Source organism: Streptomyces sp. LN549, assembly GCF_043203805.1.
Classification (GTDB): domain Bacteria; phylum Actinomycetota; class Actinomycetes; order Streptomycetales; family Streptomycetaceae; genus Streptomyces.
Window position 1 is genome coordinate 6,246,370 of the sequence record NZ_JAZHRI010000002.1, and the last position, 15,956, is coordinate 6,262,325.

At 71.1% G+C, this 15,956-nt stretch carries 15 protein-coding genes; all 15 read right to left on the reverse strand.

The window, feature by feature from the left end; genetic code table 11:
* Positions 1–8: 8 nt before the first annotated feature.
* Complete coding sequence (locus SH922_RS28220; RefSeq protein ID WP_393060723.1) at positions 9–1,280, reverse strand: acetyl-CoA carboxylase biotin carboxylase subunit family protein; 1,272 nt, start codon at positions 1,278–1,280, stop codon at positions 9–11.
* Positions 1,277–2,584, reverse strand: a complete 1,308-nt coding sequence (locus SH922_RS28225; RefSeq protein ID WP_393060725.1) for an ATP-grasp domain-containing protein — start codon at positions 2,582–2,584, stop codon at positions 1,277–1,279. Before SH922_RS28225 ends, SH922_RS28220 begins: the two co-directional genes overlap by 4 nt.
* Before the next feature lie 50 nt (positions 2,585–2,634).
* The gene (gene cysK / locus SH922_RS28230) at positions 2,635–3,621 is read right to left on the reverse strand and encodes a cysteine synthase A (protein ID WP_393060727.1); all 987 of its coding nucleotides are present in this window, start codon (positions 3,619–3,621) and stop codon (positions 2,635–2,637) included.
* A gap of 41 nt (positions 3,622–3,662) precedes the next feature.
* The gene (gene epsC, locus SH922_RS28235) at positions 3,663–4,271 is read right to left on the reverse strand and encodes a serine O-acetyltransferase EpsC (protein WP_393060729.1); all 609 of its coding nucleotides are present in this window, start codon (positions 4,269–4,271) and stop codon (positions 3,663–3,665) included.
* Between the two features lie 85 nt (positions 4,272–4,356).
* Positions 4,357–4,647: a hypothetical protein gene (locus SH922_RS28240; RefSeq protein ID WP_393060731.1), complete on the reverse strand. Its 291-nt coding sequence runs from the start codon at positions 4,645–4,647 to the stop codon at positions 4,357–4,359.
* A gap of 41 nt (positions 4,648–4,688) precedes the next feature.
* Positions 4,689–5,303 (reverse strand): NADPH-dependent FMN reductase, encoded by a 615-nt coding sequence (locus SH922_RS28245; protein ID WP_393060733.1) that lies wholly within the window; start codon positions 5,301–5,303, stop codon positions 4,689–4,691.
* 23 nt (positions 5,304–5,326) lie between these two features.
* Positions 5,327–6,583 carry an FAD-dependent monooxygenase gene (locus SH922_RS28250; protein WP_393060735.1) on the reverse strand — a complete coding sequence of 419 codons (1,257 nt, stop codon included), beginning with the start codon at positions 6,581–6,583 and terminating at the stop codon, positions 5,327–5,329.
* Complete coding sequence (locus SH922_RS28255) at positions 6,571–7,935, reverse strand: dihydroorotase family protein (protein WP_393060737.1); 1,365 nt, start codon at positions 7,933–7,935, stop codon at positions 6,571–6,573. The genes SH922_RS28250 and SH922_RS28255 overlap by 13 nt, the downstream gene beginning before the upstream one ends.
* Positions 7,923–9,062, reverse strand: coding sequence for an acyl-CoA dehydrogenase family protein (locus tag SH922_RS28260; RefSeq protein WP_393060739.1), 1,140 nt, complete (start codon positions 9,060–9,062; stop codon positions 7,923–7,925). Before SH922_RS28260 ends, SH922_RS28255 begins: the two co-directional genes overlap by 13 nt.
* Positions 9,063–9,076: 14 nt before the next feature.
* Positions 9,077–10,087, reverse strand: coding sequence for a PrpF domain-containing protein (locus SH922_RS28265; protein ID WP_393060741.1), 1,011 nt, complete (start codon positions 10,085–10,087; stop codon positions 9,077–9,079).
* Positions 10,084–11,883 (reverse strand): asparagine synthase (glutamine-hydrolyzing), encoded by a 1,800-nt coding sequence (gene asnB / locus SH922_RS28270; protein ID WP_393060743.1) that lies wholly within the window; start codon positions 11,881–11,883, stop codon positions 10,084–10,086. Before asnB ends, SH922_RS28265 begins: the two co-directional genes overlap by 4 nt.
* A gap of 14 nt (positions 11,884–11,897) precedes the next feature.
* Positions 11,898–12,872 (reverse strand): PLP-dependent cysteine synthase family protein, encoded by a 975-nt coding sequence (locus tag SH922_RS28275; RefSeq protein ID WP_393060745.1) that lies wholly within the window; start codon positions 12,870–12,872, stop codon positions 11,898–11,900.
* Positions 12,872–13,690, reverse strand: a complete 819-nt coding sequence (locus tag SH922_RS28280; RefSeq protein ID WP_393060747.1) for an HpcH/HpaI aldolase/citrate lyase family protein — start codon at positions 13,688–13,690, stop codon at positions 12,872–12,874. Before SH922_RS28280 ends, SH922_RS28275 begins: the two co-directional genes overlap by 1 nt.
* Entirely contained in the window at positions 13,687–14,544 is an 858-nt protein-coding gene (locus SH922_RS28285; protein WP_393060749.1) for a TauD/TfdA dioxygenase family protein, read from the reverse strand. The genes SH922_RS28280 and SH922_RS28285 overlap by 4 nt, the downstream gene beginning before the upstream one ends.
* 46 nt (positions 14,545–14,590) lie before the next feature.
* Positions 14,591–15,778 (reverse strand): serine hydrolase domain-containing protein, encoded by a 1,188-nt coding sequence (locus SH922_RS28290; RefSeq protein WP_393060751.1) that lies wholly within the window; start codon positions 15,776–15,778, stop codon positions 14,591–14,593.
* Positions 15,779–15,956 lie beyond the last annotated feature (178 nt).

Genomic DNA, 15,956 nt, shown 5'->3' on the forward strand with positions numbered 1-15,956 from the left:
GAGCCTCCTCACGGCGCCGCCGTGATCTCGGTCTGGGCCTCGAAGCGCGCACCCAGCTCCCGCAGTCTGCGCTCGCACTCCGTGCGTGTGGGCGCGGTCGCGACGGCGCAGGTGAGGAAGTCCGAGGAGCCCGAGGCGGGCGGGATCACCTGGCCGGCCTCGCCGTAGAGCCAGAAGTGCTCCACCCAGAGCTCGTCCGGTACGGCCGGCACGGAGCGGAGGAGCCCCGGCCGCTTCATCATCAGCACCTGGCCCGCCATGGACTGCGGCCGAGGCCGCGGCCCGCCCCGCAGGCTCTGCTCCAGCAGGGGCAGCGGCAGTCCGAGGGGGGCTCGGGCCGCGTACGCGCCGAGGTTGAAGCCGAACATGGAGTGGAAGACCTCGCGGACCTTGGCGCCGCCCGGCCGGCAGGCGATCTCGCACAGGACGAGCCGGTCGTCCGGGGTGTGGAAGATCTCCGCGTGGAACCCGAAGTCCTGCATTCTGCCGCCGGGTTCGCGCAGGGCTGCCAGGACCCGGTTGGTCAGCGACAGCAGCCGCTCGGTGAGCGGATCGTCCGGGTCCAGGGTCAGATCGATACGGGCGCCCGGGTCCGATCCGTAGGAGGCCAGGTCGTACTGGTACTGCGAGGGCCAGGCCAGCACGGTCCGTCCCTGGGCCACGAGTCCGTCGACATGGCACATGCGGCCCGGGACGAACGACTCGAGGATCAGGTCGTCACGCGGGGCGCCGGCCAGCACCCGCGCGGTGTGGGCGCGCAGTTCCTCCCGGTCACGCAGGATGCGCAGGCCGATGGAGTTGTAGCCCGCCCGGTCCTTGAGGACCAGCGGGAAGCCGTGGAGGCCGGCGAAGTCGAGCGCTTCCTGGGCGTTCTGCGGCACGGTGTAGCGGGCGACCTCGACTCCCGCCTTCTCCAGGCGCTCCTTCATCAGGGCCTTGTCCCGGAAGGGCTGCACCTCGGCGGTCCAGGCGCCGGCCAGCTCCAGAGCCTCACGCAGCCAGGCCGCGATGGTCACGTCGCCCTCGTGGAACGCGAGGACGTGCCGGACGCCGAACTCGTCCGCGAGCTTCAGCGCCCTCCCGCGCACCTGCTCCTCGTCCTCGAAGTCGTCGAGCATCTCCAGGTGGGTGAAGCCGTGGTTCCCGGTGGGGATCTGCTCGCCGGACAGCCTCAGCCTGTCGCGGGCGGCGAGCACGACGATGTCGCCCGTGTAGTCACTCAGCCAGCTCCGGTAGGGGAAGGGCTCGAACGGGTTGCGGTGCAGGATCAGCAGGCTCATGCCGCGTCTCCCGAGTCCTGCGTGAGGGCCTCGCGGCCGGCGACGCGGGCGCGGGTACTGCCGCCGCCTGCGCGGGCGATCCGGATCTCGACGGTGTCGCGGATGAGCTCCGCGCCGCGCAGGATCGCGCTTGTCGTGTCCGGGCCGGTGACGGCCACCAGGCCGAGCCGGTCCCAGTTGTCCTTCAGTTCACGTACGGCGTCGCCCGGACCGGCGCTGAGCCGCACGTCGAGGACGTCCGGTTGCCTCCGGGCCTCCTCGACCCCGGAGACCGACTCGACCCGCCCCGCCTCGCCGACGAGGAACCGGGTGCTCGCACCGGCGTGTGCCTCGAGCGCGTCCGGCAGTTCCGGCACCAGGCCGAAGGGCCAGCCCAGAGCGTGGGTCACCAGGTCGATGCCGTAGGCGCCCTGCACCAGATCGGTGATGGCGTCACCGGCGATGCGGTTGTGACTCTCGATGATCGCGGGCCCTCGCGCACCGATCCGTACCTCGGTGTGGCAGACCCCGTCCCCGATGCCCATCAGGTCGAGGAAGCGGCTGACGCACTCGCGCACCTGCTGGGCCGGGGCCGGGTCGAGGCGGGCGGGCACGGCGTGCCCGAGTTCGGCGAAGTGCCGGGGGTCGACGAACTTCTCGGTGATCGCCACGACGACGTGGCGGCCCGCGAAGCTGAAGGATTCGACGCTGAACTCGGGGCCGTCGACGTACTCCTCCATCAGGAAGTCCTGAAGGACGAACAGGGTCGAGATCCGGTCGGTGCGGGTGCCGCGCAGCCGTTCCACCTCGGCCCAGACACGGTCGGTGTCCTCGGGGGCTCCCACCCGGAAGACACCCAGGCTGGCGGTGCCGTCGGTCGGCTTGACTATGAACGGGTACCCGTGGCGGTCGGCGAAGACGTCGAGGTCCTCCCGCTTGGCGAGCGGGGCCGCCGCCGGCGCCGCCGGGTCGAGTCCGGCGAGGTGCAGACGCATGGCCCACTTGTCGCGGATACGTTTCGCCACCTCGAACCCGGTGCCACCGAGGCCGAACAGGTCGTTGACCCGACCGGCGTTCTCCAGCCCCGCTTCGGTGAGGGAGAGCGCGGCGCCGAAGCCCGGTGACGCCTTCAGCTCCTCGGCGACGGGCCGGACCTCGGACCAGTCGGTGTAGTCGAGGACCCGGGTGTGGTCCGAGAGCCGTTCCTGTTCGACACTGAGCTTGCTGGGGTGCTGCAGCAGTAAGACGTGGAGGCCGAGTTGCTTGGCCTTCTGCACGGTCTCGTCGTTGGCGCCTACGAGCAACAGTGTGGTGTCCGGGTTCAAGCGGTCCGTTCCTTTCCTGCGGGTGATGTGCGGGCGGGTGGGGTGAAGGTCTATGGCCTCTCGGCCGTGTCGTCCCCTGGAGCGTTGGCCCAGACGCTGAGATAGCGCTCGCCCGTGTCGGGGAGGATGGTGACGACGGTCCTGCCCGCGTTCTCGGGCAGCCGGGCGGTGCGCATGGCGGCGTGCACCGCCGCACCTGAGGAGACTCCGGCGAGCACGCCCAGGCGCCGGGTGAGCCACCGGGCCGTTTCCATGGCCTCGTCGTCGGAGACGGTCAGCACCTCGTCGATGAGATCGACATCGGTGGTCTCGGCGACGAAACCGCCGGTCAGCCCGGGGATGGCGTGCGTACCGGCGTAGCCCTTGGACAGTACGGGGGAGCTCTCGGGTTCCACCGCGACGGCCTTGAGCCCCGGATTGTGCTTCTTGAGGAAGCCGGCCGTGCCGCAGAGCGTGCCGCCGGTGCCGATGCCGCACACCAGGATGTCGACACTGCCCTCGGTGTCGGCCCAGATCTCCGGGCCCGTGGTCTCGTGGTGGGCACGGACGTTGTCGAAGTTCTCGTGCTGCCGGGCGTACCAGGAGCCCGGAGTCGCACGGTGCAGTTCCTCGGCCCGGTCGATTGCGCCCTGGAAGCGGAGCTCGTGGGAGGTCAGCACCACCTCGGCGCCCAACGCCTGTAGCAGGTTGATCCGTTCGGTCGTCGCGCTGTCCGGGAGCACGATCACACAGCGGTATCCGCGGGCACCCGAGAGGGCGGCCAGCGCGATGCCGGTGTTGCCCGACGTCGCCTCGATCACGGTGCCGCCGGGCTGTAACCGCCCGGATGCCTCCGCGCTGTCGAGCATCCACAGCGCGGCCCGGTCCTTGACACTGGCCAGCGGATTGGCCGACTCCAGCTTGGCCAGCACACGGGTGCCCTCCGCCGCCCCGGTGACAGGCAGGGCGAGCAGCGGCGTGTTCCCGATCAGTTCGTCGATGCGGTTCGCGATACGGGGCCGGACACCGGACCGTACCCGGAGCGGTGATTCGGGCATGTGGGGCTCTCCTCCGACGTCCTTGACGGTGCGGGCCGGGGTCACCAGGAGCCCGCCGATGCGTTTCGGCGCAGGAGCTCGAAGGCGCCTTGCGGGGTGTTCCGGGGCGGCGCCGCGGCGGAGCCGTGCGCGTGGACCCTGGCCTTGGCCGGTACGTCCCTGACGACGAGGGCCCGGGCTCCGATGACGGCGCCGGCCTCCACGGTCACCGGGCCGAGGACCGTGGCGCCCGCACCCAGCACCACGCCGTCCCCGACGACGGGGTGTCGCCGCTCTCCCTCGGCCCGCCTGTTGTCGTGCCACCAGCCGACCGCGCCGAGGGTGACCTGGTGGTAGATCGTCACGTCATCACCCACCCGTGCGGTCTCACCGATGACCACGGCCGCGCCGTGGTCGATGAACACCCGGCGGCCGAGCTCCGCGCCGGGGTGGATCTCCGTGCCGGTGACCGCGCGCACGAGGACCATCAACGCCCGCGCGGTGACCCGGTGCCCTCGCCGGTGCAGCCGGTGGGCGATGCGGTGGGTCCAGACCGCGGGCAGTGCGGGGTGGAGGACGGCCTCCGCACGCGTGCGGACCGAGGGGTCCCGCTCGATGACGGTACGCAGATCCTCGCTCAGTGTCCCCAGAAGCGTCCCTGAGCGACTCACGCGCCGACCTCCGAATCTGTAATTCTAGTGATCTTTAGATTAGTAGAATGAGTGTGGCTCCGCAAGAGATCGCCGCCCCGGTCCGTCACTTGGCGTCCGGCCCGGCTTCCCGCGGGATGCCGGCCATCGTGTCCTGGTCGAAGTTGACCGCGCTGCACCAGCGGCCCGGCGCCAGGAGCAGCCAGATGTCGCTGACGATCGTTCCCTCGATGACCTCGTCGCCGTACGCCCATCCGACGGCCCGGTGACTCACCCGGTCGTCGGGGAGGAGTAGTTCGAGGACGGGACTGTCCAGCGAAGGGCCGGAACGGACGTTGGCGTCGCGCCAGATCGGTCCGGCCGTGAAGGCGTCTGCGGGCCGCTGCTCTTCGGACATCGGTTCCTCCTGTAGGTGGGGCGAAAGGGGGGAGCGGTGGATCAGCTGCGGCTGCCCGCGAGGCGCTGCCGGGCCGAGGCGGTGGCGTTCACGAACGCCATGGAGAGCACCTGGGAGATCATCACGGCCATCTGGTCGCGCGACTGCCGCTGTTCGGAGGTCACGTCGTCCGTCGGTACGGCCCCGTCGTCGGCCCAGTTGCGCGCGGTCACCCCGAGGGGCGTCGGCCAGGCGCGCAGGGCGTGGCCGATCGTGCGCAGGGTGGTCAGGGTGGACGCCATGCCCTGCGCCCCCGCGCCGACCGCGACGCAGCCGACCGGCACCCCCTCCAGGAACGCCCGGGGCGCGACCAGGTCGTTGGCGTAGTCCAGCGCGTTCTTCAGGAGTCCGGAGACCGTGCCGTGATAGGTGGGCGAGACGAGCACGAGCCCGTCCGCGCGGCCCAGCGCGCGCACGAACCCGCCGATCTCGCCGTCCTCACCGTCCTGTTCGGACAGACCGGGCCGGTAGAAGGGGAACTGCAGCTCGGCCCCGGTGAACACCCGGGCGTCGGCCCCCTGTTGCGCACACTGCCGCGCGCACCAGCGTGCCACCCGGTCAGAGGTCGAGTCCGCCCTCAGCGATCCGCTGACAAGCACTATGTTCGGTGTGTCCACTGGTGCGAGAACCTCCGTCGATGTCATCGGTCTGCCGCCTCGGCGCCCGGCCGGTGGTCCGGGGCCCTTCGGCCCCGGACCGCTTCGGTGAGAGGACCGGCCGTGTCCGGCCGCCAGTCGACGACGTCGAGCGTGGCGGCGTCCTTGCGGCCCCTCTGCTTCATGGCGCCGTCGCGCGCCTGCGCGTGCTTCCGGCTCGCGCCCTGGTCGAGAGCGCCCTGCCGACGCGAGTGCAGGACGATCCGGGTCGTGCGCCCGACGCGCTGTGCCTGATAGCGCCGGAGCGCCTCGCCCGGATCGGCGCACTCCCGCAGCGACTGCGCGAGCACGACCGCGTCCTCGATCGCCGTGTTCGCGCCCTGTCCCATCGCGGGCGCCATCGGGTGCGCGGCGTCGCCGAGCAGGGTCACCCGGCCGTCCACCCAGCGGGACACCGGGTCGCGGTCGTGGATGTCCGTCACCGACAGATCCGCGGGGTTCGCGGTACGGATCATCCGCACGACCGGCTCGTGCCAGCCGGCGATGCGGTCGAGCAGCGCCGCGAGCGCACCCTGCTGCCCCAAGGCCGGCCAGACACCGGGCGGGGAGGTGATCTTGGCCGTCCAGTACAGGGTCTCCCCGTCGGCCGGGGCCACGAAGATCTGCACTCCCAGCCCGTTGACGACGAACGCCTGGGGGTGCAGTTCGGATCCGACGGCCCGGCCCCGGACCGAGGTGTACCCCAGGTACTGGGGCGGACCGTCCCGCAGCATCGCGGTCCGGATCACGGAGTTGAGGCCGTCGGCCGCTACCAGCACGTCGCCGTCCAGGGCGGTGCCGTCGGACAGGCCCACCGACACCCGGCCGCCGTCCTGGGAGTACCCCTCGACGGCAGTGCCGAGGCGGATGTGCGCCCCGGCGGCGGACGCTTCCCGCAGCAGCAGGTTCTGCAGCGCCGACCGCAGGATGGGCACCTGCGGCAGGCCGAGGCGCCGGCCCATCTCACCGATCTCTTCCCGGGCCAGGACCCGGCCGGCCGAGTCCATCAGCACGCGTACGTCCTCGGGGCCCACCACATGTCCGGCGGCGCGGATCCCCCTGCCCAGCCGGGTGCTGATGGCGTCGGCCGCAGCGATGCCGTTCTGGTAGAGCAGCAGACCTGAACCGACGTCACCGATGTGTGCCGCACGTTCGAGCACGGTCACCCCGAACCCCGAGGACGCCAGGGCGGCGGCGGCCGCGAGGCCGCCGATCCCGCCGCCCGCCACGACCACGTGGCTGCCGCCGCTCACTGGATCCACCGCCCCTCGTACGAGCCGAAGGTGCCGCTGTCGGCATCCCAGACGACCTCGCCGCGCCGTATGGTCCGCGTCACCCGGCCGGTCATCGTCCAGCCCTCGTACGCCGACCAGCCGCACTTGGAGCGCAGGGTCCGCGCCGAGAGCATCCAGGTGTCGTCCGGAGCGAAGAACACGAGGTCGGCATCGGCTCCGGGCGCGATCCGCCCCTTGTCGCGCAGACCGAAGAGTTCTGCGGGCCGCGTCGACATGTGGCGGACCAGCCGCCCGACGGCGACGTCGGGATGCTCGTCGGGCAGCCGCCTGCGCATGCCCGTCCACACCGCGACCGCGAGTTCCTGCACGCCCGGCAGTCCGGGTGGCGAATCCCGGACCGATCTGGTCTTCTCCTCGATCGTGTGGGGCGCGTGATCGCTGCCGATCGTGTCGGCCTGACCCGACGCCAGCGCCTGCCACAGCCGGTCCTGGTCGCTCTGCTGGCGGATCGACGGTGAGAGCCGCGTCCGGGCGCCCAGGCGCAGGGTGTCGGCGTCGGTGAAAGACAGGTGATGCCCCGTCACCTCGAAGGTGACGGGCAGTCCGGCGGCGCGGGCCGCGCACACCAGATCCGCCTCCTCCCGGCTGGAGAGGTGGAGTATGTGCGCCTCGGTGCCATGGCGGCGGACCAGCTCGATGACCTTCGCCACAGCCGAGATCCCCCCGCTGCGCGGGCGGCGCGCCTCGTAGTCCAGATAACTGCCCGGGGTGCCCCACCACTCGTCGAGCAGTGCGAACAGTTCGCCGTCCTCGGCATGCAGCACCAGACGCACCCCGCCCTCCGCCGCGGCGATGAAGGCCTTCTCCAGCTGCGCCGGGTCGCGGAACACGGTGGGAGCCGTGTGGTGCCCGGCCATGAAGATCTTCGCGCTGGTCGCGACGGCGGGTTCGAGCCCGGCCAGCGTCTCGGGACGGGCGGGGTCCGCTCCGATGTGGAAGCGGTGGTCGACCAGGGAATGGCCCGCGACCAGCGCAGCCTTCTCCCGCACCGCGTCGGCCGTCAGCGCCGGCGGACTGGTGTTGGGCATGTCCAGCACCGTGGTCACCCCACCCGCCACGGCCGCCCTGCTGCCGTGCTCCCAGTCCTCCTTGTACGTCAGGCCGGGGGTGCGGAAGTGCACGTGGGAATCGATGAGACCGGGCATGACGTAGCAGTCACCCGCGTCGGTGACGGGCACCCCGGGAGGTGGTGCGACACCGGGGTCCAGGACGGCGAGGACACGCCCGTCCCGGATCAGCACCGTGCCCGCGCGCACCCCTGTGGGGGTCACGAGCCTGCCGGCGGTGACGGCCAGATCGGCGGAGGTCAGTCGGACCATGTCGAAGCCACCAGCTCTCGGCAGAGTGCGTTGGTCGGTCCCATCAGGGCCACGGCCCGTGCGTCGGCCAGCAGCCGGTTGAGGCCCGACGAGGCCGTGTATCCGGCCGAACCGAGCATTCCGGCCGCCTCCAGGCAGACCTCCTCGGCCACGACGGACGCGTGCAGCTTGCTGTGCAGGGTGGTCATCCCTGGGTCGGCCGAGGACCGGGCACCGGCCCGCTCGACCACCGCCCGCGCCGACTCGATCCGCGTCGCCATGGACACCAGCCGGTCCCTGACGACGGGCTGCGCCAACTGCCGGCGGCCCCGGAGGTGTTCGACCAGCAGCTCGAGCGCGGCCTGGGAGGCGCCGACGGCGACAGCGCCCAGGGACGCCCCCGACTCCCGTACTCCGGCGATGATCTGCGCCGCACGGCCTTCGGGGCCCAGCCGGTCCGTCCCGGCGACGACACACTCGTGCATCGAGACGAACCCGGTCGCCGACCCCCGCATCCCGATGAGGTCCAGGCTCAGATCGGGGACCAGCCCGGGATTGCCCGCGTCGACGAGGAAGAAGGTCTGTCCGGCCGCGCCGTAACCACTGCCGGGATCCTCGGACCGCTCGCCCGTGCGCACCAGGACGAGGTAGACATCGGCGACGGACGCGGTGGTGGTGAAGGACTTCGTCCCGTTGAGGACCCAGGACCCGTCGGGCCGGCGGACAGCGGTACTGCTGAGGTCGCGCTTCGCCGCGCCGGCGCCCTGCTCGCTCCACGCGGACGCGGCGAGACAGGTGCCGTCGGCCAGCCGCGGCAGGAGGTCCCGCTTCTGTGCGGGCGAGCCCCATTCGGTGATCCGGGAGCTCACCGCGAAGTGCTGGAATGCCACGATGGCCAGGGACGGGTTCAGCCGCGCGAGCCGCTCGACGATCCGGTTGACGTCGGTCGCGTCGCCCCCGGCGCCGCCGTGTTCGCGGGGAACGGCGGTGGCGAGCAGACCGGACCTGCGCAGCTCGGCCAGCGCCTCGTGATCGGGCTGTCCGGTGACGGCGGTCCGGTCGGCCGACTGCCGTAATCTCGCGGCCAGTCCGGGCTCGATGTCGGTATCGGCCCGGACCTCGTGGATGTCGTGGACGGTGACAGGCATTTTCGGCGAACTCCTCACAACGTGGCTGGTGCCGGCGGATCGAGCGACAACGGCCCCTGGAACGTCACCCGCTTGTGGTCGACGGAGGCCCAGCTCAACGCGGTCACCCCGTCGGTGTTCTGGACGGCCGCGGTCACCGCGGTGCGGCCGCCGGGCGTGATGATCTCCAGGCCGTCCGGGCAGCCCAGTTCCTGCGCCACCTGCCACGGCACGGTGCCGGGGATCTGCACGGCGGAGCCGAGGCACACCGCACCGGTCAGCGCGATGGTCGGATGCCACGACGGCACCGAGATCGCCCGCGCGGCGATCCGGCCCTCGTCGACCGGCAGCAGGGCGGCGATCTTGGGGAACGCCCCGCCGGTGGGCCAGCCCAGCTGGCTCGTCACCGCGGCGCGGATGCGGGTGAGCGTCCCGAAGAGCGCCTCGCCGCCGGCGAAGAGCGCCTCGGGATCCTTGACGCCCACCGTGCGCGCGTCGAGGAACGCGTACGCGTTGCCGGACGACACGAGCGACACCTGCGGCAACTCGCCGTCGACCGCGACCGTGGTCTGCGGCTCCCCGGTGATCAGCAGGTCCGTCACCGGGATCGCCTCGGGAGGGACGAAGTGGACGGTGAACCGCGCCGTGTCACGATCGACGGCGTCGGCCTCGCACACCACGCTGTCACCGTTGTTGAGGACCTTGACCCGCACCCTGGAGCCCACGGAAAGCCTCGGGAGCATGCCCACCCGCTCGGCGACGAGGGCCGAGGACAGGATCGAGTGCCCGCACGACCCTCGCAGGTCGAACGAGTGCACGGTGTCCGGCAGCGCCTGTACGAAGCGGTACTCGAGATCGAACATGGGGTGACGGGACGGACGCACCAGCGCGATCTTGAGCACCTGCCCGTTGCCGGTCGCCTCCAGGCGGCGCCGGACTCCGGCCAGGTATTCCAGCAGGGAGCCGTCGTCCTGCGGAACGGCGTCCGCGTCGAGTACCAGCGTCGGGCAGGGGCTGCCGGCCGCGTACGCGAGATGCGCGATCACGACGCTGCCCCGACGCCGACGAACCTGGCAGACCCCTGGAACTGGTCCTGCCACACCTCGTACGTCATCAGCGCCCAGATGGTCAGAGCGGTGGTGTCGTCGGGCCGCAGCTCCTGCGTCCTGAAGAGGGCGTCGACGGCGTGCGGGTCGAGCCGGCCGGCCGGGCGCAGCCGGCCAGGGGCGAGAGTGTCCCGCGCCATCTCCCAGAGCGGTGATCCGGGAGCCAGCATGGCCGTGACGGGAAGCGTGAACGGCTGCTTGACCCGCTCGTGCACCGCGTCGGGGACCAGGCCGGCAGCCGCACCGTAGAGCGTCCGCTTGACCTTGCCGCCGCCGATCCGGAGCCGGTCGGGCAGCGCCTGGCCCAGCGAGGTGACGCTGGGCTGGCAGAAGGGCAGCCGCGACTCGACGGAGTGCGCCATGCTGAGGTGGTCCACCCTGCGCAGGTGGTAGGCGGGCAGACGGTGGGCCAGTTCGAAGTCCGTGATGCGTTTCAGCACCGTGCCTTCGCCGTGGCGCAGCCGGTCGAGCGCCGCGGCGGGGATCGGCGGGACGCCCCGGACGAGCCGCCGGTAGTCGTCGGTGTAGAGCGAGTGCCGCCGTTCGGCCGGGACGACGGCCAGCGCGTCGAGGTAGCGCCCGTACCACGGGCCGGCCGGTGCGGCCTCGTGTGCCGCGTGCATCCGCGCGTAGCCTCCGAACACCTCGTCCGCGGCGTCCCCCGTGAGCGCGACCTTGAACCCGGCTTCGCGCACCGCGGCGAACAGCGCGTAGGTGCTCACGGTGATCGGGTCGGCGTTGGGCTGGCCGAGGTGCCAGACCACGTCCTCGACCAGGTCGGGCAGCGTCGCAGGGTCCAGTTCGACCTGGTGGTAGACGGCGGAGGCGTGCTCCGCGGCCTGCCGGGCGAAGTGCCGTTCCTCGAACGGCCAGGTGCCCCGGTAGGCGATGTTGAACGAGTGCACGGGCCCGTGTTCGGCCGCCAGGGCCGTCACCAGGCTGGAGTCGAGACCGCCCGAGGTGATCACGGCGACCGGGACGTCGGCCACCAGGAGCCGTCCGACCTCCGTGCGCAGGGTGTCACGCACCAGCTCGGCGGCCTCGTCCGCGTCGTCGGGCACCTGCACGGGAGCGTGCGGACGGTGGAGCACCTCGGGTGCATCGCCCAGCGTGCACCGCAGTGTGGTCGCGGCCGGCAGGACCTTGATCTCCTGGAACATGGTCTGCTCGCCGAACGGAGTCCTGCTCGCCAGGTACGCGTCGAGCCCCGGTCCCCAGATGTCCGTTCCGAGCCCTTCGAAACCCAGCAGTGCCGGGATCTCCGACGAGAAACGCAGTGACCTGTCCACCGCGTCCCACCGGTAGTAGAGCGGCTTCATCCCCATGTGGTCGGTCACCAGCAGCAGCTTCGGCCGGTCCCGCAGGTCCAGCAGGGCGATGGCGTACATGCCGTCCAGGTGGTCGGTGAACTTCTCCCCGTACTCCTCGTACAGGGCTGGGATGATCGCCCCGTCGCAGCGGTCGGTGAACGTGTGGCCGCGCTTCCTCAGCCGGTCCCGCAGGGCGTCGTGGTTGTAGATCTCCCCGTTGAACACGGCCGAGATCCGTCCCTCGATCTCGTACGGCTGTATGCCGCCGTCGAGGTCGATGACCGCGAGTCTGTTACTGCCCAGGCCCCAGCCGGGAGCCCGTGACAACCCTGTGCGGTCCGGTCCCCCGTGCCGCTGCAGTGCCCCGACCCTCTTCATCTCGTTGGGTGACGCGACGGCGTTGAAGTAGCCGTAGATGCGGCACATTCTCTTCCCCTCCTTCAGGACCGCGGTGCGGACGACGGGCTGGTCAGCTGCTCCGGAGCCTCGGAGGCCAGGGACAGATAGCGCTCGCCGGTGTCGGGGAAGACGGTCACGATCGTCGACCCGGCCCAGCGCCCACGCCGGCTCAGCACCCGGCACGCGTGTGCCGCGGCGCCCGAGGAGACGCCGGCGAGCAGGCCGGTGGCCAGAGTGATCTCCTGGCGTGTGGTGGCAGCCGTCAGGTCCGGCACGGTGACGACCTCGTCGATGACACCGAGGTCGGTGATCTCCGAGACGTAGCCCGCCCCGAGACCGGGGATCCCGTGCGGTCCGGCCTCCCCGCCGGACAGGACCGCCGAGCGTTCGGGCTCGACCGCGACCACGTGTACGTCCCCGCGCTCCTTGAGGTAGCGGGCCACTCCGGTCAGCGTTCCGCCGGTTCCGACCCCGCACACGAAGACGTCGACCCGCCCGGCGCACGCCTCCCAGATCTCCGGCCCGGTCGTCTCGTAGTGCGCGAGGACGTTGGCCGGATTGCGGTCCTGGTGGGGCAGCCAGGAGCCGGGGGTCTCCCGGTGCAGCCCCTCGGCGAACTTCCAGGCGGCAAGCAGCCCTTCCTCGTGCGGCACCAGGACGGTCTCCGCGCCGAGTTCGCGCAGGATCTGGCGCCGTTCCGCGGTCGCGTTGTCCGGCATGACGATGATGCAGCGGTGACCGCGCACCGCGCACATCGCCGCGAGGGAGATGCCGGTGCTGCCCGACGAGCACTCGATCACCGTGCCCCCGCGGGCGGGCAGCAGGCCCGTCCGCTCCGCCTCGCGCAGCATGAAGAGGACCGCCCGGTCCTTCACGTTGAACAGCGGGTTGAACATCTCCAGTTTGGCCAGCAGCCGGACCCCGTCGGGGACTCCGGGCAGCTGCACCTCCATCGTCGGAGTGCGGCCCACCAGCTCCTCCAGGGAGCGGACCGGTCGTGCGGACGTTCCCGTCATCACGGCTCACGGACCGGTGACGTGGCGGGAGAGGCCGCTCCCGTGCCGGCGGCCGCCAGATGGGCGGCCGCCACCTCCTGCAGGTGGGTGATGTCGCTCGACACCGTCGCGAAGGTGAACCCCTCGGCCAGCCGGCGGGCCGCCGTGGAACCGTCCAGGCAGTGGATCCCGCAGGCGATGCCTGCTTCGGCCGCGGCTTCCACGATGTCCTTCAGCGTCTGCTCCAGGCGGTCCTGCACCGCCGGGTCGCCGAAGTACGTGGCCCCGAGTGCGACGGACAGGTCCGCCGGACCGACGTACACCGCGTCCAGCTGCGGGGTGGCGCAGATCGCGGCCAGGTCCTTCAGTGCGCCGGCGGTCTCGATCATGACTATGCAGGCCACCGCGTCGTCCAGCTCCCCGGGAACGGCGCCGAGCCGGAGCTCCGCGCGCACCGGGCCCCCCAGGCTTCGGGTGCCCACGGGCCAGTGGCGGCAGGCGCGGGCGGCGACCGCGGCCTCCTCGGCCGTCTCGACCATGGGCACGATCACCGCGCGCGCACCCGAGTCCAGGGCCGCCCCGATGGCGATCGGGTCGACCGAGGGGACCCGGATGACCCCCGCCGAACGCCCCATGGCGTCCACGGCGAGCATCGCGGACTGCCAGCCCTGCTGGTGCAGGACACCGTGCTGGCCGTCGACGCCGATGTAGTCGTAACCGACGCCGGCGATGCGTTCGGTGCCGACCGGGTTGTCGCACGCGATCCAGTAGCCGACGAGTCTCTCCCGGTTGCGCAGCCGGGCCACGAACGCGCCCGGATCCTGCTTCCCGGGCCTCACCGGTCCTGCTCGATGGCGTAGCTGCTTCTGCCGTCCAGGCCCACCGGCGTGTCACCGGTGATCGAGACGCGGTTCAGCACCCGCTTGTGGCTGCCGTAGTCGTTGACCGCGAAGTGCTGGGTGTTGCGGTTGTCGAGGATCAGCACGTCCCCCGGCTGCCAGGTCCACCGCGCCACGTTCTCCGGCCGGTGCACGTAGGACTGGAGTACGTCGATGACCGGGCGGGACTCACGCAGTGTCAGGCCTGTCAGCCGCTGGGCGAAGCCGCCGAGGAACAGCGACGGCTCACCGGACTCCGGGTGCACCCGCACCACCGGGTGCGCCGTCTCGAACCGCTTGGCGAGGAACGCCTTGCGCGTCGCCTCACCGCGGTCGGTGCCGAGCCGGGGCTGCTCGGCGTGGTTGGTGTGGACGGCCCACAGCCTGTCGGCGATCTCCCTCAGCTCCGGCGGGAGCTGCTTGTAGGCCGCCTCACCGTTGGCGACCATGGTGTCGCCTCCGTAGGGCGGCAGGACGACGCTGCGCAACGTCGTCCCCATGGACGGCGTCGGTGTGAAGCTGATGTCGGTGTGCCAGTGGTCCGCACGCTGGTCCTCGCCGTCGACCGCGATCACCTGGGGCTTGCCGTCCACCGTGCGCATCATCGGGTGCTTCTGCGTCAGTGGGCCGAACCGGCCGGCGAAGGCCAACTGGTCCTCGTCGGTGATCTTCTGGTCCCGGAAGAAGAGCACTTTGTGCTCGAGAAGCGCCTGGTGGACCTGGGAGAAGACCGGACCGGAAAGCTCACTGCTCAGATCGACGTCGATCACCTCGGCGCCGATATGGCCACCGATCCTGCGTATCTCTAAGGACATTCTTGGTTCCCTTCACCGGCAGCGGCTCGAAGAAGATCAGGGGCGGCTATGCGCTGAATGCGGGCGGGTCGAACTTTCCGACGCTCCGGTAGACGGCCTCGATGAGCCGTCGGGGCCGGTCGTCCAGACTTCCCATCACCGGGGAGCCGGCATTCTGCATATATCCGAAGGCGAGGTCGTACTCGGGGTCGGCGAAGATATACGATCCGGTCGCCGCGCTGAGGCCGAAAGCGGTGTCGAGGCCGGCCGAGGCCGGGAACACCGGATGGTCAGGCACCTGGAACCCCAGACCCCAGTTGCACTGCGTGAGCGTCACCAGGCAGTGTCCCTCGGAGTGCGGCCGGGTGAGCTCCGCCAGGGTGGCGGGGCTGAGCAGCCGGATGCCGTCGACCTCACCGATCAGCGCGGCCATGAAGCGGGCGAGCGAGGGCGCGCTGGCCCGTGCCCCGTAGGACGGGTCCTCCGCCACCAGCTCCACCACACCACCGTCCAGCGCCAGGCTGCCCATCATCGAGCGGTAGGTGAGCGAGGCGGTGTCGATGAACGAGGCCAGGTCGATGTCGTCACCTGCGAACAGGGCCTCGGCCTTGGACTGGAACATGGTGGCGACATGGACCGCGTCCGGATCGGGCACGCCGATGTAGCAGTCCAGCCCGAGCGGCCCGGCGATCTCCCGGGCGAAGAACCGGCCGACCGTCAACCCGGTCCTGCGGCGCACCAGTTCACTCACCAGGTACCCGAAGGTGATGCCGTGATAGCCGTGCGCGGTGTCCGGCTCCCACTCCGGACGCGCCGCGGCGAGCGCCTCGGCGATCGGGGTGTGGGCCCGCATGGCCTCGTTCGTGATCGGGGCGTGGTCCAGACAGACCACTCCGGAACGGTGGCTGAGCACCATCCTGAGAGTGATGTGCTCCTTGCCGCCCGCGGCGAACTCGGGCCAGTACTCCGCGACCGGAGTGTCCAGTTCCAGGAGTCCCCGCTCCACCAGCAGCAGCGCCGACACCGTGACCAGCGCCTTGGTGGGGGAGGCGAGCAGGCCGAGGGTCTCGGGCCGCCACAGGTCGCCGGCGTCCTCGCTCGCGGTGCCGGCCCACAGGTTCACCACCGGCCGGCCGCGGTGGTAGACGCATACGCCGGCCCCCACCTCCGCGCCCGACGCGAAGTTCGCCTCGAACGCCTTCGCCACCTCGGCGAAGGCGTCCTCCACCGACCCGTTCCGCGGAATACCACTCACAGCGCCCACCCTTCATGCTCACGTCGGATCAAACCATGACGATAGTTTCGCCACTCGCGTCCCACTCGAATTCCGGTAATGCGGCACTCGGGCCGGAACGGGATGTCGCGCATGAAGGGGAAAAGCGATCGATGGCCTCCGTTTCCGGTCTTCCCGGCGAGCTCGGATCCTGGCACCT

What these genes read in the sequence shown, in the direction of transcription:
- SH922_RS28220 (WP_393060723.1), bottom strand. Translation starts at nt 1,280, where the DNA reads ATGAGCCTGCTGATCCTGCACCGCAACCCGTTCGAGCCCTTCCCCTAC.
- SH922_RS28240 (WP_393060731.1), bottom strand. Translation starts at nt 4,647, where the DNA reads ATGTCCGAAGAGCAGCGGCCCGCAGACGCCTTCACGGCCGGACCGATC.
- SH922_RS28255 (WP_393060737.1), bottom strand. Translation starts at nt 7,935, where the DNA reads ATGGTCCGACTGACCTCCGCCGATCTGGCCGTCACCGCCGGCAGGCTC.
- SH922_RS28285 (WP_393060749.1), bottom strand. Translation starts at nt 14,544, where the DNA reads ATGTCCTTAGAGATACGCAGGATCGGTGGCCATATCGGCGCCGAGGTG.
- SH922_RS28260 (WP_393060739.1), bottom strand. Translation starts at nt 9,062, where the DNA reads ATGCCTGTCACCGTCCACGACATCCACGAGGTCCGGGCCGATACCGAC.
- cysK (WP_393060727.1), bottom strand. Translation starts at nt 3,621, where the DNA reads ATGCCCGAATCACCGCTCCGGGTACGGTCCGGTGTCCGGCCCCGTATC.
- asnB (WP_393060743.1), bottom strand. Translation starts at nt 11,883, where the DNA reads ATGTGCCGCATCTACGGCTACTTCAACGCCGTCGCGTCACCCAACGAG.
- SH922_RS28275 (WP_393060745.1), bottom strand. Translation starts at nt 12,872, where the DNA reads ATGACGGGAACGTCCGCACGACCGGTCCGCTCCCTGGAGGAGCTGGTG.